Annotated in this window: 20 protein-coding genes and 2 tRNA genes; 18 read left to right on the top strand and 4 right to left on the bottom strand. The window is 63.1% G+C overall.

Features of this window, described 5'->3' with window-relative positions; translation table 11 throughout:
• The first annotated feature begins 132 nt into the window (after nt 1–132).
• The 6 genes from AC07OK_RS22790 (at nt 133) to AC07OK_RS22765 (ending at nt 2,829) form a co-directional block, all read left to right on the top strand.
• Nucleotides 133–330 carry a hypothetical protein gene (locus AC07OK_RS22790; protein ID WP_217943838.1) on the top strand — a complete coding sequence of 66 codons (198 nt, stop codon included), beginning with the start codon at nt 133–135 and terminating at the stop codon, nt 328–330.
• 91 nt (nt 331–421) lie between these two features.
• Nucleotides 422–1,711: a serine--tRNA ligase gene (gene serS / locus AC07OK_RS22785; RefSeq protein WP_494692422.1), complete on the top strand. Its 1,290-nt coding sequence runs from the start codon at nt 422–424 to the stop codon at nt 1,709–1,711.
• Between the two features lie 67 nt (nt 1,712–1,778).
• Nucleotides 1,779–1,870 (top strand) — tRNA-Ser (locus AC07OK_RS22780).
• A 32-nt stretch (nt 1,871–1,902) separates the two neighbouring features.
• Nucleotides 1,903–1,992: transfer RNA gene (locus AC07OK_RS22775), tRNA-Ser, on the top strand.
• Nucleotides 1,993–2,117: 125 nt separating this feature from the next.
• Nucleotides 2,118–2,384, top strand: coding sequence for a PAAR domain-containing protein (locus AC07OK_RS22770; RefSeq protein ID WP_494692421.1), 267 nt, complete (start codon nt 2,118–2,120; stop codon nt 2,382–2,384).
• Nucleotides 2,377–2,829, top strand: coding sequence for a hypothetical protein (locus AC07OK_RS22765; RefSeq protein ID WP_494692420.1), 453 nt, complete (start codon nt 2,377–2,379; stop codon nt 2,827–2,829). Before AC07OK_RS22770 ends, AC07OK_RS22765 begins: the two co-directional genes overlap by 8 nt.
• Here the strand turns inward: AC07OK_RS22765 and AC07OK_RS22760 are convergent.
• Nucleotides 2,826–3,350: a UPF0149 family protein gene (locus tag AC07OK_RS22760; RefSeq protein ID WP_494692419.1), complete on the bottom strand. Its 525-nt coding sequence runs from the start codon at nt 3,348–3,350 to the stop codon at nt 2,826–2,828. The two genes, AC07OK_RS22765 and AC07OK_RS22760, sit on opposite strands and share 4 nt — an antisense overlap.
• 110 nt (nt 3,351–3,460) lie before the next feature.
• Here AC07OK_RS22760 and AC07OK_RS22755 point away from each other — a divergent pair, with 110 nt between their 5' ends.
• Nucleotides 3,461–3,973 (top strand): hypothetical protein, encoded by a 513-nt coding sequence (locus AC07OK_RS22755; RefSeq protein WP_494692418.1) that lies wholly within the window; start codon nt 3,461–3,463, stop codon nt 3,971–3,973.
• Nucleotide 3,974: 1 nt separating this feature from the next.
• Here AC07OK_RS22755 and AC07OK_RS22750 read toward each other — a convergent pair whose 3' ends face one another.
• A complete protein-coding gene (locus AC07OK_RS22750; RefSeq protein WP_217943834.1) occupies nt 3,975–4,124 on the bottom strand; it encodes a hypothetical protein in 150 nt (49 codons plus the stop codon).
• Between the two features lie 117 nt (nt 4,125–4,241).
• Between AC07OK_RS22750 and AC07OK_RS22745 the strand changes: the two genes are divergently transcribed.
• The 6 genes from AC07OK_RS22745 (at nt 4,242) to AC07OK_RS22720 (ending at nt 10,504) form a co-directional block, all read left to right on the top strand.
• Nucleotides 4,242–4,973 (top strand): SIMPL domain-containing protein, encoded by a 732-nt coding sequence (locus AC07OK_RS22745; protein WP_494692417.1) that lies wholly within the window; start codon nt 4,242–4,244, stop codon nt 4,971–4,973.
• Nucleotides 4,970–5,935, top strand: a complete 966-nt coding sequence (locus AC07OK_RS22740) for a phosphotransferase family protein (RefSeq protein ID WP_494692416.1) — start codon at nt 4,970–4,972, stop codon at nt 5,933–5,935. Before AC07OK_RS22745 ends, AC07OK_RS22740 begins: the two co-directional genes overlap by 4 nt.
• 125 nt (nt 5,936–6,060) lie before the next feature.
• Complete coding sequence (locus AC07OK_RS22735; RefSeq protein WP_199538447.1) at nt 6,061–6,204, top strand: hypothetical protein; 144 nt, start codon at nt 6,061–6,063, stop codon at nt 6,202–6,204.
• 142 nt (nt 6,205–6,346) lie between these two features.
• A complete protein-coding gene (locus AC07OK_RS22730) occupies nt 6,347–6,484 on the top strand; it encodes a hypothetical protein (RefSeq protein WP_175001208.1) in 138 nt (45 codons plus the stop codon).
• Nucleotides 6,485–6,625: 141 nt separating this feature from the next.
• Nucleotides 6,626–6,991, top strand: coding sequence for a hypothetical protein (locus AC07OK_RS22725; RefSeq protein ID WP_020705951.1), 366 nt, complete (start codon nt 6,626–6,628; stop codon nt 6,989–6,991).
• Nucleotides 6,992–7,069: 78 nt separating this feature from the next.
• A complete protein-coding gene (locus AC07OK_RS22720) occupies nt 7,070–10,504 on the top strand; it encodes a response regulator (RefSeq protein ID WP_494692415.1) in 3,435 nt (1,144 codons plus the stop codon).
• Here the strand turns inward: AC07OK_RS22720 and AC07OK_RS22715 are convergent.
• Both AC07OK_RS22715 and AC07OK_RS22710 read right to left on the bottom strand, forming a co-directional pair.
• Nucleotides 10,501–11,919, bottom strand: coding sequence for a M16 family metallopeptidase (locus tag AC07OK_RS22715; RefSeq protein ID WP_494692414.1), 1,419 nt, complete (start codon nt 11,917–11,919; stop codon nt 10,501–10,503). The genes AC07OK_RS22720 and AC07OK_RS22715 overlap by 4 nt on opposite strands.
• A 3-nt stretch (nt 11,920–11,922) precedes the next feature.
• Complete coding sequence (locus AC07OK_RS22710; RefSeq protein WP_494692413.1) at nt 11,923–13,236, bottom strand: M16 family metallopeptidase; 1,314 nt, start codon at nt 13,234–13,236, stop codon at nt 11,923–11,925.
• Nucleotides 13,237–13,582: 346 nt separating this feature from the next.
• Between AC07OK_RS22710 and AC07OK_RS22705 the strand changes: the two genes are divergently transcribed.
• The 5 genes from AC07OK_RS22705 to AC07OK_RS22685 all read left to right on the top strand — a co-directional run bounded on the left by AC07OK_RS22705 (nt 13,583) and on the right by AC07OK_RS22685 (nt 18,284).
• The gene (locus AC07OK_RS22705) at nt 13,583–14,062 is read left to right on the top strand and encodes an acyl-CoA thioesterase (protein WP_494692412.1); all 480 of its coding nucleotides are present in this window, start codon (nt 13,583–13,585) and stop codon (nt 14,060–14,062) included.
• Nucleotides 14,063–14,071: 9 nt separating this feature from the next.
• On the top strand, nt 14,072–14,350 hold the full coding sequence (locus AC07OK_RS22700) for a KTSC domain-containing protein (RefSeq protein WP_494692411.1): 279 nt from the start codon (nt 14,072–14,074) through the stop codon (nt 14,348–14,350).
• 14 nt (nt 14,351–14,364) lie between these two features.
• Complete coding sequence (locus AC07OK_RS22695) at nt 14,365–14,895, top strand: SET domain-containing protein (RefSeq protein WP_494692410.1); 531 nt, start codon at nt 14,365–14,367, stop codon at nt 14,893–14,895.
• On the top strand, nt 14,888–15,376 hold the full coding sequence (locus AC07OK_RS22690; protein ID WP_494692409.1) for an MgtC/SapB family protein: 489 nt from the start codon (nt 14,888–14,890) through the stop codon (nt 15,374–15,376). Before AC07OK_RS22695 ends, AC07OK_RS22690 begins: the two co-directional genes overlap by 8 nt.
• Nucleotides 15,377–15,560: 184 nt before the next feature.
• Entirely contained in the window at nt 15,561–18,284 is a 2,724-nt protein-coding gene (locus tag AC07OK_RS22685) for a type VI secretion system Vgr family protein (protein WP_494692451.1), read from the top strand.
• The last annotated feature ends 7 nt before the right edge of the window (nt 18,285–18,291 follow it).

Below are 18,291 nucleotides of genomic sequence, written 5' to 3'. Positions count from 1 at the left end.
TTAGCACTTCAGGCGCCGTTTCCGGCGCTTCGTCGCATCCCGATGGCGACGCGTAGGGCCTTTAGGTACAGTACAACCATACCAAGCAGCGTTACAAAACAACGCGAAACCAACCACCTGAAGGAGTACATCATGAACATCGCTAAAAACATGGAAATCATCTTCGTCGCCGCTACCGTACTGGCCGCCGCCACGACCTTCGCCACCGCCGCCGACACCGCTGTCGCCCCGGTCGCCCCAGCCGCCAAAGTCGCCGTCTCGACCGCCAAAATGCAAGTCGTGACCGTGACCGCCAAGCGCCTGACCGCCGCCGAAAAAGCTGCACTGTAATCCCCGCAGCCGGCGGGCTGTTCAAAACTCGCAGGGAAGTGGCATCCTCTTGGTACAATTGTCGTTTTCGATACCACGGCACTTGTTCCCCATGATTGATATCCAACTTCTCCGTAAAGATATAGCCAACGTCGCCGCGCGCCTGGCGACCCGCAAGTTCCAGCTCGACGTGGACGGTTTCAACGCCCTCGAAGCCGAACGCAAAGCGATCCAGACGCGCACCGAAGAGCTGCAGGGCAAGCGCAACTCGCAGTCCAAGCTGATCGGCATGATGAAGGGCAAGGGCGAAGACACCACCGCCCTGATGGCGGAAGTGGCCGGCCTGGGCGACGAGCTCAAGGCCAACGAAACGGCGCTGTCGGCAGTGCAGGCCAAGCTGGGCGATTTCATGCAGGCGATCCCGAACGTGCCGCACGAATCGGTCCCGGTCGGCACGGATGAAAGCGGCAACGTTGAAGTGCGCAAGGTCGGCACGCCACGCACGTTCGAATTCGAAGTCAAGGATCACGTCGATGTCGGCTCCCCGCTGGGCCTGGATTTCGATGTGGCGACCAAGCTGACCGGCTCGCGCTTCTCGGTCATGAAAGGCGGCATCGCCCGTCTGCACCGCGCGCTGGCGCAGTTCATGCTGAACACCCACACCGACGAGCACGGCTACACCGAGTGCTACACCCCGTACATGGTCAACGCCGATTCGCTGCGCGGCACCGGCCAGCTGCCGAAGTTTGAAGCCGACCTGTTCTCGGTGAAAAAAGGCGGCGCGGAAGGCGAGGGCGAGAACTTCTACCTGATCCCGACCTCGGAAGTCACGCTGACCAACCTGGTGCGCGACGAGATCGTGGCGGCCGACACGCTGCCGCTGAAGATGACCGCGCACACCCCATGCTTCCGCTCGGAAGCGGGCAGCTACGGCCGCGACACCCGCGGCATGATCCGCCAGCACCAGTTCGACAAGGTCGAGATGGTGCAGGTGGTGCATCCGGACACCTCGTACGCGGTGCTGGACGAAATGGTCGGCCATGCGGAAACCATCTTGCAGCGTCTGGGTCTGCCGTACCGCGTGATGTCGCTGTGCACCGGCGACATGGGCTTCGGCGCCACCAAGACCTACGACCTGGAAGTGTGGCTGCCGGCGCAGAACACCTACCGTGAAATCTCGTCGCTGTCGAACTGCGAAGCCTTCCAGGCGCGCCGCATGCAGGCGCGCTTCCGCAACGCCCAGGGCAAGCCGGAACTGCTGCACACGCTCAACGGTTCGGGCCTGGCGGTCGGCCGCACCTTGGTCGCGGTGCTGGAGAATTACCAGCAGGCCGACGGCTCGGTGGAGATTCCGGCGGTGCTGCGTCCGTACATGGGTGGATTGACTCACCTGAAGGCGTAAAATAGCCCTTCCTTTTTCCCGGCGGCCTGCTATAATCTTGCCTTCTCGCAGCAGCAGGTGGGAAAACGGAGAGGTGGCAGAGAGTGGTCGAATGTACTTGACTCGAAATCAAGCGTACGTTAAATCGTACCGTGGGTTCGAATCCCACCCTCTCCGCCACAAAACGCTGCTGTAAGAAAAATGTACCACCAGGAGAGGTGGCAGAGTGGTCGAATGTACTTGACTCGAAATCAAGCGTACGTTAAATCGTACCGTGGGTTCGAATCCCACCCTCTCCGCCACGAATAGCAGTAGAGAAAAAAAGCTTCCGGGAGGAAGCTTTTTTTTCGTCCAGGTTTTCTGCTTCCGTGCGACATAGCGAAAATAGCAATGCTATGATCGCCGCATTGAATCAGTGCGAGGCGATATGGGCGGGAAAGCAATTATCAGGCTGGGCGACAAGACGTCGCACCACGGCACGGTACTGGAAGGCCATCAGGACGTGATCGTGATGGGCAAGCCGGTGGCCGGCGTCGGCCACAAGGTCAGCTGCCCCAAGTGCCGGGGCACGCAGACCATCGTCGAAGGCGCGGTCACGCACACCATCATGGGCATCAGCACCGCCGTGGAAGGGATGAAGACCTCCTGCGGCGCCGTGCTGATCGCCTCCCAGCAGACCGATACCATTGGTTGACCTGCCCGTCGTTGTAGGGCTTGCAGACTATCCGTTCAAGGAGCTGGTCGACAGCCGCCACGGCAAGGTCTATCACTGCCAGTTCGTGGTAACGGACGACGACCTGCCAAGCCTACTGAACTTGCTGGCCGCGCACGCCAACGATGCGGGCTGCATCACGCGCCACGCGGCGCGGCCGGAGTTTGGCGGCAGCGTCATTGAGCTGGCGACCAACTCCATAGCATTGCTTCGGGCGCTGGACGCCATGCGCCTGCGTCCACCGGCGCCGTGGCTTGCCTTTCCCGAGATCGACGCGGCGATCTACGGAAGCCTTCAAGGCAGCCTCGAGTATTGGTGGACCTGGCTCTGGATGCCGTACTGGCATAACGCCACGCCGGACGAGCGCGAACAATTACTCGCGCAAGCCTCGGACGACTGGCGCGAGTTCTTCGAGTTCCACGTTTAAGCGGCGTCGCCGCAGCACTTCTTGTACTTCTTGCCGCTGCCGCAAGGGCAGGGATCGTTGCGGCCGACTTTCGGGCCTTTCGGCGGATGCCAGTAGGCGTTGATCTGGATGACCGATGGCGTCACCGCGTCGGCCCATGTTTCGTCTTCGCCCGCGCCTTCGCGCTGGAACGGCGCCAGCCATTCCGGATGGGCCGCCTGCAGCGGCGCCCAGGCCGCCGCGTCCACCTGCATGCCGGCCGCGAAACCTTCGCACCATTGCTCGGGACCCCAGTTGCCGCCGCATTCGTAGATCGGCTCGAAGCTGGCCGGGTCCTTGCTCATCCAGGTTTGCATGTAGTGGTAGTGGCGCAGCGCCAGCGGCTCGGCGGCGGGATTTTTCAAGGCCGCCGGCAGCCAGCTTTCCGGCGCCGGTTTGCTCGGGCCGATGACGATGGCGGTCAGGAAGCCTTCCAACCAGGACACGTCCTGCATCGCGTCCAGCGCATCGTATTCGTCGTCGTTTAGTGGCGTGTGCTGCATGGTGGGACCTCGTAGTCTGTGTGAGCCGACATTCTACGCATCAATTAAGTGGCCATGTTTGCGACTTTAGCAATATCATGCATGCCAACACCACCATCCAAGGAGCAGACATGAAATCAATAAAAATGCTGGCCGCAACCAGTTTGCTGATGAGCGCCATGTTGGCCAATGCCGCGGCCCCCGCCGCGCCGGACGCCACCCAGGTCAAGGCCGCGCACGACCTGCTGGCCTCCATGCAGGCCGAGAAAATGCTGCGCACCACCGCCGGCATGAGCAAGTACCCCAGCCCGGCCCAGCGCGAGCTGATGATGGCCAAGCTCGACAAGCTGCCAGCCGAAACCATCTACAGCCGCATGGCGCTGCCGGTGGCGCGCCTGCTCAGCACCGAGACGGCGGTCGAGATGACCCAGTACTACCAGTCCAGCTACGGCCAGAAAGTGCTGGCCCAGACCTACAACGGTCCGCCGCGCCTGTATCCCGCCGACCCGACGCCGAGCGCCAAGGAAAAGGCCGAGCTGAAGAAGCCGTCCTTCGTCAAAGCCAACCAGGAATTCAAGGCCGCCGAGCAGGCCATCCACCACGAAGCCTTCCTGCTGATCGCCGAGATCAACAAAGCTAAATAGTTTATTTCGTTTTCGGCGGCGCGGGCTTGAGCTTGGGCGTTTCGACAATCAGCACATGCTTATCGACGGCGCCCGATTTTTCCTGCTTGACCACTTGTACCGCGACCGGGCGGTTGTCATGCACCGAGCGCGGACGTCTTGGAGCCAGCATGTTCTTCCCCTGAGTGATTGTTGTTGGAGTGGCAAATGGGTATGTCCCCACTTTTTGCAAGTTGTTAAATAGTAAAAAGTATTGGATACTCCAGCTTTCACTCTTGAAAGCCACTCAATGCTGAAGAAACTCGCACTTGCCCTTGCCCTGTTGCCGTTGGCCGCACACGCTTCCAACCTGCCGGATTATCCCTTCATCCACGTCGGCGGCGAAGGCTTCCTGCGGGTCATGCCGGACATGGGCGAGATCGATTTCGACATCAGCGCCTTCGACGCCGACACCAACGCCGCCGTGGCCGTGGTGCAGGCGCGCGTGGCGGAAGTGCAGGCCTTGCTGGCCGAGCAGGGCGGTGATCCCGGCAAGGATACCGAGGCCGAGGTGAGCTTTCGCGACATGCGCAAGGAAATGCGCAAGTCCGCCAATCCCGATCCGAGCGCGTCGCCCGAATATGAGATCCGCAGCGCCGTGCACGTGGTCGTGCGCGACCTGACCAAGTGGCGCGCCATCATGCAGGGCCTGCTGGGCAAGCCGAATATCGACCACATGAGCACCGGTTTCGGCAAGAGCGACCGCCTCCAGACCGAGCAGGACCTGACCGCCGCGGCGATCAAGGACGCGCGGCGGCGCGCCGAGGCCATGGCGGCCGGCTTCGGCAAGAAGGTGGGCGCGGTGACGGCCATCTCGTCCGGCCAGCTGCGCAACCTGACCAACGCCGTTGGGCTGCTGCCGGTGGACTTCTACAACAATCGTACGCGCGGCACCGCAGCCAACTCGGCGGAAAAAGATTTCCTGTCGATCCAGACGCTGCAATGGACCCAGACCGTGGACGTGATCTTCCGCATCAAATGAAAGCCTTGCTCAATTGCCTGCCGCGAGGCGTCGACAACGCCGCCTGCCGCGACTTCATCGAAAATACGCCGCTGACGTCCTGGCTGCCGGTGCTCGACCATCTGCGGCAGGCGTTCGGCCTGGCGGACGGTCCGTGGGAGAAAATCCCGCAAGGATCGAACGCCCTGTTCGGCCTGAAGGATGTGATCGTCAAGCTGGTGCCGCCCAATTGGCGCCGGCAGGGCGACAAGGAAATACTGGTTGCCCCGCTACTGGAAGGCAAGCTGTCCTTGCAAACGCCGGGCTTGATCGGCAGTGGCGAAGTCGATGACTGGGTCTTCGTGATAACGACGCGCCTGGACGGCGTTGTGCTTGCGGATGTGTGGCCGACGCTGGCGATCGAACAGAAACGCGCGATCATGCTGCAGACCGGGCAAGTTTTGCGCGAATTGCGCGCCGTGACGTTCGATGACGATATTGCGATCAAGGTGGATTGGCCGTCGTATGTGCAAGGTCTGGTGGATGGTTGCATGGCGCGGCATCAACGCCGGATGATGCCCGAGGGTTTGCAGGACCAGGTGCTGCCGTATATCGCTGCGGCGCAGGACTTTGCGCAACAGGGAACGCTGCGCTTCATCCACATGGACATCCATCCGTGGAACCTGATGGCGAAGCAGGAAGAGGGCTGCTGGAAGCTGACCGGCCTGCTGGATTTCGGCGACGCGATCGTCGGCAACAGCGACCGCTTCGAGCTGTTGACGCCGATGATCTTCATGGCGCAAGGCAGCCCCGTGCTGCTCAAGGCGCTGCTCGAATCCTACGGCGCGATCGGCGACATCAGCCCGTCCACATTGCGGCGCCAGCTGACGGCCTGCATGCTGGTCCGGCCGGATTCCGACGTCATGTTCTGCATGCAGCAAGTCCCGACCAGCGCTCCGCGCGACAACTGGGACCAGATCGCCGCGCAAATATTTCCCATCTAACACCGGTGAAGCGACGGCCAGCGTGCGGCAACGCACGCTGGCCGGCACTCGGCCACTTGTTTATCCGCCGCTTCTCCTAATCTGCCTCTTGAACAGCTTATTTCCACTTCAAGGAGGACAGTCCCATGAACATCCGCGCCCACACCACGCCCGAGCCCGATATGCCGCCGCCGCAGCCGGAAAAAGATCCGCCGCCGGACAATATGCCGCTGCCCGACCAGGCGCCCATCGAAGAGCCGCAACCCAAGCAAGCTCCGATCAAAACCTGACCGTGTTACCCCGTGAGAAAGTGTGATAGTTGTTGCTCAACGGATACATATTTTAAACTTTGTGCTGACCGTCACACTAGGGGAATCAAAGAGTTTCTATAATTAAGTCATGTCACCGATTCACCCTCTCACGGAGAGCATCATGGGCAATTCCTTACACAACAAGATCTACCTCGGCCGTCGTAGCGTCGCCTTCAGCGCGAAGCGTGTTCAAGCCCTGATTTGTGTAGCGGCATTTGCCACCATCGGCCTGATCTGGCTGGCGATACGAGCGTTTTGAACCACACTTTATTCTCGTTTTGAGGCGGCCATGCCGCCTCCGATCGCGTGTCGGAGGCGTCGGCAAGGCGCATTGTCTTGCCGTCGCTGCGCCGGGCGCGTACCATGAGGGCCGCAGCAGTCTCTTATGGATAAAATGGCAATGAAGAACGAGAAATTAACGCAAGACGAATACAACGCACTCGATGAAGTGAAGCGCGGCATCAAGGGCGAGCGCGTCAGCGCCTGCGTCGGACGCAACACCAAGCGCCTGACCGGCATCAAGCTGTTCACCATCGCCAAGAACGGCCGCATTTCGCTCACCGACAAGGGCGAGGAAATCCTGTTCCTGCGCCGTTGCGTGCTGGGCTTGCGCGCCGTCGAGGCCGATCCGGCCAGCGTCCTCGACGCCGACGTCGCCCAATTCCTCGGCAAGAAGTCCCACATCGTGCCACGCGCCGAAGGCGGCTACGATATCAGCGACAAGGGCCGCGAGTCGCTGGCCGATATCGCCAAGCAAGGCTTGTAAGACCCAAAAACGCTCCTCCGGGGCGTTTTTTTTGCGTTAATGTAGAGGCATTAAAACAAGAAGAGACCGCCAGCCGCCATGAAAGTGCACACGCTGCAGCAATCCCGTCAACTGTTCGGCGTACTCGTTGCGGCGGTGGCCGCGGTGCTGCTGCTGGTGTCCCTGTTCGTCGGCCATGTGCTGCAAGTGAGCCAGGCGCGCTACTACGCCAATGCGGCCGAGACGGCGCACAACCTGTCGGTCTCGCTGGAAAACTTCCTGCACTCCCATTTCGAAGAGGTCGACCTGGCGATGCGCCGCGCCGGCGTCGAGTTCCGCGCCATGCACGCCGCCGGACGCTTCGACGACGCGCAGTTCAGCGCCTACCTGCGCACCCTGCGCGAACGCATCCCGAACGCGCAGGCGGTGCGCGGCTCCGACGCCGCCGGCCGCGTGATCTATGGCGAACAGGTCGATCCAGCCCATCCGCAAGACCTGTCCGTGCGCGAATTCTTCCCGCGCGCCAAGGTCGAGCACGATCTGATTATCGGCGTGCCGGTCAAGTCGCGCATCAGCGGTGAATGGGTGCTGCCGCTGGTCTACCCGCTGACCATGGCGGACGGCAGCTTCGGCGGCACCGCCTACGTGCTGATGAACAGTTCGCGCCTGACCGAGCTGTTCTCGTCGCTGAACGTCGGCGCCAACGGTTCCATCTTGCTGCTGGACGACCGCCGCCGCGTGCTGCACCGCCATCCCCAGGTCGAGGGCATGCCGATCGGCAGCACCATCGAGGTCTCGCCGCAAACCCAGTCCATCCTCGATGGCAAGCACAAGGGCGACACCTACACCATCCTCAGCGAACGCGACAACCGCGAACGCACGGTCAGCCTGGCGCGCATCGGCAGCTATCCGATCTATGTGGCGGTGGGGCTGGCCAGCGAGGATTTCCTGGCGCCGTGGCGCCGGGAGGTGCGCAACGCCATGCTGTTCCTGGCGGTGCTGGTGGCCATCGCGGCGGCGCTGTTGGCCGGCGTCTGGTTTGCCATGCGCAAGCAATACCAGTCGGTGCAGCAGCTGGTGGAGGCCGACCGCGCGCTGCAAGCGTCGATGGCGCGGCTGACGGCGTCGGAATCGCGCTGGCGCTCGCTGACCGAGGGTCTGCCGCAAATGGTGTGGACCGTCACGCCGCAGATCCGCCTCGATTTCATGAGCCACCATTGGGAGCGCTTCAGCGGCGTGCCGTCGGCGCTGCTGATCGCGGCCGGCGACGGGGCGCCGGTGCTGCATCCGGAAGACCGTCCTGCGCTGCTGGCCGAGTGGCGGCGCGCCAGGGCCGCCGGCGACGCCTTCCGCTGCGATTGCCGCTTGCGCCGCGCCGACGGCGCCTGGCGGGTGTTCGACAACCACGCGCTGCCGCAAAAGGACGGCGACGGCGCGGTGCTGGGCTGGGTGGGCAGCAGCACCGACCACACCGAGGCGCGCGCCGCGCACGACGCGCTGCTGCTGGCGAAGGAGGAGGCCGACAAGGCCGGCCGCGCCAAGTCCGAGTTCGTCGCCAACATGAGCCATGAAATCCGCTCGCCGATGAACGCCGTGCTGGGCATGCTGCAACTGCTGCAGCAAACCGAGATGAGCGAACGCCAGCAGGACTACGCGGCCAAGGCCCAGGCGGCCGCCAGCGCCTTGCTGGGACTGCTCAACGACATCCTCGATTTTTCCAAGGTGGAGGCCGGCAAGCTGGCGCTCGATCCGCACCCGTTCCGGCTCGACAAGCTGTGGCGCGACCTGGCGGTGATCCTGTCGGCCAACGTCGGCAACAAGAACATCGAAGTGCTGTTCCGCATCGATCCGCAACTGCCGGCGCTGGTGGTGGGCGACGCCTTGCGCCTGCAGCAGATCCTGCTCAACCTGGCCGGCAACGCCATCAAATTCACCGAGCAGGGCGAGGTGGTGCTGGCGGCCCGGCTGCTGGCGCGCAGCGCCACCACGCTGTCGGTGGCGTTCGCCATCCGCGACAGCGGCATCGGCATCTCGGCGGAGCAGAGCCGGCGCATCTTCGACGGCTTCTCGCAGGCCGAGGCCTCGACCGCGCGCCGCTTCGGCGGCACCGGCCTGGGCCTGGCGATCAGCCAGCGCCTGGTGCGCCTGATGGGCGGCGAACTGAGCGTGACCAGCGAATTGGGCAAGGGCAGCGTGTTCGAATTCACCGTCGATTGCGGCGTCGCCACCACACCGGCCGAGGCGCTGGACATGGCGTCGACGTCGCCCGAGCATCCGTTGTTGCAGGACCTGGCCTGCCTGGTGGTGGACGACAACCCGGTGGCGCGCATGGTGCTGAGCGAAATGGCGGCCTCGTTCGGCTGGCAGGTCGACGTGGCCGAGGGCGGCCGCGAGGCGCTGGCCGCCGTGGCGGCGCGCATGGCCCAGCAGCGCGCCTACGACGTGGTGTTCATCGACTGGCGCATGCCGGCCTTCGACGGTTGGGAAACCAGCTGCGAGATCCGCAAGCTGGCGCCGCACGGCAAGCTGCCGCTGATCGTCATGGTGACCGCGCACGACCGCGAACTGCTGGCCCAGCGCCATCTGGAAATGGAACCGGTGCTGGATGGCTTCGTGGTCAAGCCGGTCACGGCGTCGATGTTGTTCGACGCGGTGGCCGAGGCGCGCATGGAAAAGCGGGCGCCGCTGGCCGCCGTGGCGCTGCCGTCGCTGCGGCGGCTGGAGGGCCTGCATTTGCTGCTGGTGGACGACAATCCGGCCAACCAGCAAGTCGCCAGCGAACTGCTCGGCAACGATGGCGCGGAAGTCGAGGTGGCCAGTTCCGGCCAGATGGCGCTGGCCGCCGTGTCGCGCCCCGGTACGCTGCCGGACCTGATCCTGATGGACATCCAGATGCCGGAGATGGATGGCTACGAAGCGACCTTGGCGATCCAGCGCAGGCTGGGCGCGCAGGCGCCGCCCATCGTGGCGATGACGGCCAACGCCATGCCGGCCGACCGCGTCGCCGCGCTGGACGCGGGCATGGTCGACCACATCGGCAAGCCGTTCGACCTGGTGCAGTTGATTGCGGTGATACGCAAGCACGCGCGCAGCGGGCGCGCTCCGGTAGGGGCGGCCATGGAAGCCGCGGCCGCCGATACGGCCGGCGCGGCGCCGCTGGCGGAAGCCGGCATCAACAGCGCCGCCGCGCTGAAGCGGTTGGGCGGCCTGCATTCGGTGTATCTGATGGCGTTGCGCAGTTTTGCGGCGGAGGCGGGCAATATGGCGGCCCAGCTGCAGGCGGCCTGCGCCGACAGGAATCTCGACGAGGCGATGCCCTTGCTGCACACGCTGCGAGGCCTGGCCGGCACCGTGGGTGCCGACCGCCTGTCCGGCCTGGCGCACCTGGCCGAGCAGGCGCTGAAGGCCGGCGCCAGCACGGCCGCATGGGACCAGCTGGCGCTGGTGGTCGACGCCATCCCCGGCACTGCGGGCGACGTCGAACAACTGGCGCGCCAGCTGGACCCGGCCGGCGCCATGTCCAAACTGGCTTAGCGCGGCTGGAAGCCGTCCGCGCCGATTTGCAGCTCGGTCACCTCGCCGTAGGTCTTGGCGATCTCGCGGATGGCCTCGGCTTTCCCCACCAGCACCGTCTGCAGGTTCTTGCGCGGGAAGTGCTTGTCCACCAACGCCTTGGCGCGTTCCGGCGTCAGGCTGTCGACATCCTTCATGAAGTTGTCGATCTGCTCGCGGCCGACCTTGGACGCGTACATATCGCCCAGCAAACCGGCCAGCTGCTCGCTGGTCTCGTAGCGCGGCGGGAACTGGCCCTTGACGTAAGCCTTGGCCGATTCCAGCGTGGCCTGGTCGATGCCTTTGTCCCACAAACGCTGGTAGGTCTTGTGCGCCAACGCCAGCGCCGCTTCGGTCTTGGGCAGCGCGGTGAAGCTGGAGATGGCGAACGTGCCGGTCTGCGACAGGGTGGCGAACTCGCTGCGGGCGCCGTAGGTCAGGCCCGAATTGACGCGCAGCTCGTCGTTCAGCCACGAGGTGAAGCGGCCGCCGACGATGGTGTTGAGCACTTGCAGCGGCACATAGTCCGGGTCGTTGCGGGCGATGCCGACGCCGCCGATCAGGAAGGTGGTCTCGATCGCGTCCGGTTTGTTGACCAGCCACACGCGCGCCTTGTCGGCCTGCACCTTGCCGTTGTCCTGCTGCGGCAGCGCCGGGCCGCTGGCCTGCCAGGCGCCGAACAGCGATTCGATCTGCTTGCGCATCTCGGCCGCCTGGAAATCGCCGACCACGATGATGGCGGCGTTGTCCGGACGGTAGTAGTGCTGGTAGTAGCCCTGCACGTCAGCCTGCTTGAGCGCGCCCACGCTGCTGACCGTGCCGCTGGCCGGGATCGCATATGGCGTCTCGCCGAACAGCATGGCGCGGTAGTAGTTGCCCACCACATTGCGCGGCGCTTCCTTGGCCTGCTTCAGGCCGTTGACCTTGCGGTCGCGCAGCTTGGCCAGCTCGGCCTCGTCGAAGCTTGGTTGCTGGATGATCTCGGCAAACAGCGGCAGCAGCGTGGCGCTGTCGGCGCGGGCGAAGTTCGCCTGCACGGTGCTGGCCTCGGTGCCGGCGCCGCCTGCCAGGCGGGCGCCGCGGAAGTCGAAGGCCTGGTCGATGGCGGTCTTGTTGTGGGCCTTGCTGCCCAACAGCAGGGCGTCGCCGGTCAGGTTGGACAGGCCGGGCTGCGTGGCGTCGTTGACGGCGCCGGCCTTGACCACGGCGCGCACCGAGATCAGCGGCACTTCATGGCGCTCCATCAGGTACACGGTCAGGCCGTTGGGCAGGGTGAGGGTGTCGAACGATGGCAGGCGAAATTCAGCTGCTGCGGCGCCGGTCAGCGGCGCGGCGCCGATGGCGGCCAGCACGGCGGCGGCCATTGCGGTTGCTTTGATGTTCACTTTGATGCTCATGTATCAATCCTCCTTCGCGGCCAGCACGCCGACGGTGCGCTGCGATTTTTTCAGGTATTTGGCGGCGACGGCCTGGATATCGGCGGTCGTCAGTTTTTCGTAGGCGGCCGGGGCGTCGAACATTTTCGTGTAGTCGCCGAAGAACACCTCGTAGTTGCCCAGCTGCTGGGCCTTGCCGTTGATGGTTTCCTGCTCGCGGTACAGGTTCAGCAGCTTCTGGTTCTTGACCTTTTGCAGCTCGTCCGCCGTCACGCCGTTCTTCACGACGTTGTCGACCTCGGCCAGTAGGGCTTTTTCCAGCTGCGCCGGTTCGGTCTTGGCGGTGGCCACGGCCGACAGGTAGAGCAGGCCCGGATCGAAGCCGTCCATGCTGCTGGCGCTGACCTGGGTGGCGAGCTGCTGCTCGACCAGCGTCTTGTACAGGCGCGAGGTCTTGCCGTCGCCCAGTATGCTTTGCAGCACTTCCAGCGCGTAGTAGTCGGCGCTGTTGGCGGCCGGGACCTTGTAGGCCACCACCAGGTTGGCCGAGGTGGCCGATTCCTTGGCGACGAACACGCGGCGTTCGCCTTTCTGTTCAGGCTCCACGGTGCGCACCGCCGGCGGCAGCGCGCGTTTCGGGATGCCGCCGAAGTACTTGGTGGCCAGCTTTCTGACGTCGTCGGTCTTGACGTCGCCGACGATCACCGACACCGCGTTGTTGGGCGCGTAGTAGGTGGTGAAGTAGCGTTGCAGGTCGTCCTGGGTCCAGGCCTTGATGTCGGATTCGTGGCCGATCACCGGCCACGAGTACGGGTGGGCCTGGAAGGCGACGCCGTTGATTTCCTCGCGCAGCGCGCGGATGTTGGAGTTCTCCAGGCCGGTGCTGCGCTCGGACAGCACCACGCCGCGCTCGCTGGCCACCATCTTCGGGTCGATGCTCAGGTGGGCGATACGGTCGCTCTCCAGCGTGAAGATGGTCTCCAGCGACGAGGCCGGGAACCAGTCCTGGTACACCGTCAGGTCGTTGCTGGTGTAGGCGTTGTTGGAGCCGCCCTTGGCTTCCATGGTGCGGTCGAACATTTTCGGGCCGAAGTGCTTCGAGCCGTTGAACATCATGTGTTCGAAGAAGTGCGACAGGCCGGTGATGCCGGGCGCTTCATTGCGCGAACCGACCTTCCAGAACGTGTACATATTGGCGTTGGGGATGGTGTGCGATTCCAGCACGATGAACTTCATGCCGTTGGCCAGCGTGAAGGTGTGCACCTCGTCGGCCGTAACGGCCTGGGCGGTGGCGGCCGCGCCGAGCATGATGCTGGCGGCCAGGACTTTCCATTTCATGAGTGCTCCTTAGGACGTGAAGCGCAAAGCATACGATAAAGTTGGTGAACTGTAACGATTAAATCGGTAGCGCCTGCCGCGCAGGCGACGCGCATGGCGGCAGGAGTTCGCCCTTGCAGGGGCGAACCGTTGCGCGGGTGCGGGGCCTTGCCCCACGAGTCCCCGCTGCACCGTTGCAAATGCTCGCGATAGCTAGCTATCGCTGCGCTTTGCGCCTTGCCCTGCGCGCCGCCCGCGCGTCCTTCGCTCCCAATTTAATCGTTACAGTCCACCAGTTGTTTTTGATAACTATTTGCGAATGACAAGCTTAGCGGATAGCATGGAGAAAACAACTAGGGAGTATGCAATGGAAAAACCGATGAGCTGGACCGCGCACGAACTGAGCATGACCGTCCTGATGACCCCGGACATGGCCAATTTTTCCGGCAACGTCCACGGGGGCACCATCCTCAAGTACCTCGACAGCGTGGCCTACGCCTGCGCCAGCCGCTATTCGGGCAGCTATGTGGTGACGCTGTCGGTGGACCAGGTGATGTTCCTGCAACCGATACACGTGGGCGAACTGGTGACGTTCCTGGCGTCGATCAACTACACCGGCCGCACCTCGATGGAGGTCGGCATCCGCGTGGTGACGGAAAACATTCAACAGCGTCTGGTGCGCCACGCCAATAGCTGCTACTTTACGATGGTGGCGGTCGATGAGAGCCGCAAACCGGTCGAGGTGCCGACGCTGGCGCCGGAAACCGAAGAGCAGAAACAGCGCTGGGACCAGGCCCTGCTGCGCAAGCAGGCCCGTCAAATGGTGCATGGAGCTCGCAAGGCCTGAGGAGGCTGTATGGAAATGAAACGCATCAATGCCGGCAAGCTGCGCGCCATCGGGTACGATGCGCGCGATCGCATGCTGCGGGTGGAGTTCGACGACGGCCGCGCCATCGAGTATTCGGGCGTGGGCAACGAGGTGTGGCGCAAGCTGTCGACCTCGGCCGCCGCCTGGAGCTATTATCGCGATCATATCGAGGATGAATTCACCGGCCGGCGCGACGTGGTGCGCAAGCCCACCAGCCGCGCCGACCTGGAAGACCTGTTCAAGCCGCCTGGCGACGATGCCACTTAACCTTACCCGTACCTATGCTCACTGAAAACGTCCTGGAAAGTCCTGCGGAATTGTCCGACCAACTGGCCTATGTGGTCAGGATCTCGCCGGTGCATGGCCGGGGCGTGTTCGCCAACCGCGATATCGCGGTCAGCGAATGCGTGATCGAATACACCGGCCGCGAGATTTCGTGGTCGGTGGCGCTGGAGCGCGCGGCCGAGCAGGACATGCCGCACAACCACACCTTCTTCTTCAGCCTGGCCAACGGCAACGTCATCGACGGCGGCGACCAGGGCAACGAGGCGCGCTACATCAACCACTCGTGCGAGCCCAACTGCCAGGCCATCGAGGACGAGGGCCGCATCTACATCTATGCGCTGCACGACATCAAGTGCGGGGAGGAGCTCAGCTATTCCTATCCGCTGATCTACGATGGCCGCCACACGCCGGCCATCAAGCGCTCCTTCGCCTGCCGCTGCGGCGCGCCGGGCTGCACCGGCACCATGCTGGCGCCCAAGAAGCGGCGCCGCAAGCAGAAGGGGCCTGAACAGGCATCGCATGATTGATTATTGGAGCGTGGCGGGCAGGCTGGTGATTGCGATGCTATTCGGTTGCGTCATCGGCCTCGAACGCAATCTGCGCGGCAAGCCCACCGGCATGAAAACCCTGGGCCTGGTCGCCTTGGGCGCGGCGCTGGTCACCACGGCCAGCATGGAGTTCGTCTCGGTGTCCGGTGAGTTCAGCCACGATGCGCTGAGCCGGGCCATCCAGGGCGTCATCACCGGCATCGGCTTCCTGGGCGCCGGCGTGATCGTGTTCCACCATGAGACCTCGAAGATCAAGGGCTTGACCACGGCGGCCTCGATCTGGGTGACGGCTGGCATCGGCATCACCTGCGGCATGGGCGCGTGGCGGATCGCCGGCATCGGCCTGATCCTGGTGCTGCTGCTGTTTTTCGTGGGCCAGCCGCTGGAGCGCATGCTGCATCGCCGTTGGCTGGGCATGAGCGAGAAGGAGCGGGCCGAGATCGACCTGCATGAAGAATAGCGCTAGCCATCGCCTTTAAATCGGGCGCAAAGCTGTTGTTGATTGCTGTATGTCAAAAGGGGAATCCACGATAGTGACATGATCGCCAACCTGAGCGGCACATCCGTGGTGGCAGTCGAGAAGGAAAGACTGCTGCCTTGCCGGGGGAGCGATTGTGGAAGGCGATAATGATTTCTTCAGCTTCATGGGCCTGGCCAAGGAACTGGTGGCCAGCAACCGGCCGCTGCGCCTGCGACTGGATCTGCCGGGCGGCATCAACGACGACATGCTGCTGCCGCAACGGGTGTTCGGCTCGGAGACCTTGTGCGGCGGCATCGAGTATCGCGTGCTGTGCGTATCGTCCGACGCGTATCTGCCGCTGAAGCAAATGATCGCCGTGCCGGCCGCGCTGGAGTTCGTCACCGATGTGGGCGACTTGCGCAGCGTCTGCGGCATCGTCACCGAGGCCAGCTCGGGCGACAGCGACGGCGGCCTGGCCAGCTACCAGCTGGTGCTGCGCGACGCGCTGTCGATATTGGAGAAGCGCACCAACACGCGCGTGTTCCGCAACATGGACGAGGTGGAGATCGTCCAGCGCATCCTGAACGAATGGCGGCAGAAGAGCCCCATCCTCGGCACCTGTTTCAAGCACGAGGTGGACGAATGCTTCCACCAGCGCGAATATCCGCAGCGCGAGTTCACCATGCAGCACAACGAATCGGACGCGGCCTTCATCCGGCGCCTGCTGAAGCGGCGCGGCATCGGCTGGTTCGTGCGCGCGGAGGGCGGCGAGTATCCGGTGCATACGCTGGTGCTGTTCAACAACGCCGACAGCCTGCGCCAGAACGCCGCCGGCACCATCCGCTATCACCGCGACGCCGCGACCGAGCAGCGCGACACGATCACCTCCTGGAGCGCGGTGCGCAGCCTGCAACCGGGCACGGTGACGCGGCACAGCTGGGACTATCGCAACTCGCAAGGCCGCGACTTCATGATGATGGACGCCAGCAGCGGCGTGAACCAGGGCGTGAGCGGCAACGAGCTGGCCGCGAGCCTGGACGACTATCAAATCCTGGCGCCGCACGCGGGGAGCGACAACGAGGACCTGTGCCGCCTGGGCAAGCTGCGTATGAACCGGTACGACTATGAGACGAAATGCTTCCACGGCGAAGGCAGCGTGCGCGATCTGTGCGCGGGGGAGTACTTCACGCTGTCTGAGCATCCGGAGGTGGACCAGCATCCGGCCGAGGAGCGGGATTTTGTCGTCACGGCCTTGCAGGTGAACGCGCAGAACAACCTGCCCAAGGCGCTGGCGGCGCGCGTGGAGCGCCTGTTCGCCCGCAGCCGCTGGATGCAGGGCGCGCAGGAGTTGCAGATGCAGAGGGACGTGGCGGACAAGGTAGCATCGGGGCCGCTGCGCATACATATCCAGTTCACGGCGGTGCGGCGTGGGGTGATCATCTTGCCGGCTTACGATCCGCGCACGGATCTGCCGCAGGCGCTGATGCAGAGCGCGATCGTTGTTGGGCCTGAAGGGGAGGAGGTGCATTGCGACCAGATGGGGCGGGTGAAGATTCGCTTTCCTGGTACGCGTGAGGTGGACCACGAGCAGGCCGCCGGCACCGGCGCATCCGATTCCGATAGGGATTCGGCCTGGGTGCGCGTGGCGTCGAACTGGGCGGGCAACGGCCCCGGCAGCCTCGAACAATGCGGCACCATCGGCCTGCCGCGCATTGGCACTGAAGTGCTGGTCAACTTCATTGGAGGCGACCCGGACAAGCCGGTGATCGTCGGCCAGCTCTACAACCAGCAAGCGCAGCCGCCAGCGCTGAGCGCCGTTGGGGAGTTGCCTGGCAATCGCTATCTGTCGGGGATTCGCAGTCGAGAGATTAAGAGCAGTCGAGGGAACCAGCTGCGCTTTGATGATACGGCGGGGCAGATTAGTGCTCAGCTGAAAAGCGATCATGCGCAAACCCAACTCAATTTGGGATTCCTCACCTCAGCAAGAAGTGATGGTGTTGGGCGACCACGAGGAGAGGGGGCGGAACTAACTAGTAATGAATCGATTTCTATTCGTGCCAACAACGGAATACTCCTAACTGCCCAGGTAGCCCCAAAAGATCATTTAGAACGAGACGATTTAGTTGGAATCGCAGATGTCTTAAACAGCATCGCCCAACAACTGGCATCAGTTGCACAAACTCATTCTTCCGATGACAAAGATGGGCAGCACCTTTCTGAGCTCATTGACAAGTTACGGAACTGGCGTGTTGGTAGCAAGCAAGCGATCCTCGGCGCTAACGCAGCTGATGGCATGCTCTTCACAAGTGAGAAAAACATCGCGGTCGCCGCGCAGAAAAAACTGGACATGCTTAGCGCCGGTGATGCGAACCTCTCTGCAGGGAAAAATGTTCTAGTCCGGGCATTAAGAGGCGTTAGCGTTCTTGCTCATGCCCTCGGGATGAAGTTAGTTGCCGCAAGTGGAAATGTCCTTGTCCAAGCTCATCATGGTGATATCAATCTGACGGCGACGGGACGGATTTGCATTAGCGCGGGACAAGGAATCGAATTGCTATCGCCCGAAATCAAGTTGGCAAGCAAAGGGGCACAAGTTAATTACGGTGCCGGCACCATTACGCAGCAGAGTAAAGGCGCACATACCATCAAATCGTCTACTTTCACGCATAGCACAGGTGGCGATGGCGATGTCAGCGAGATCAAATTCCCGAGCACAACGATTGAAACTGACGAGCGCATCATTCTCTATCATTCGCAAACGGGCGAACCGGTAAAGGGGCGCCGCTATAAACTTACGATGCCCGATGGTCGGATCATCGAAGGCGTAACTGATGACCAAGGACGTACTCAGCTCGCCACTGCGCAAGAATTCGGCGATATCGAAGTGCTTATCTATCCCGAAGACGCATAGTCTCAAT

The sequence above is a fragment of the Duganella sp. GW821-FHT07G03 genome (genome assembly GCF_059418605.1).
The sequence above is the reverse complement of the archived record's forward strand: the minus strand, read 5'-3'. Positions and strand labels throughout refer to the sequence as shown.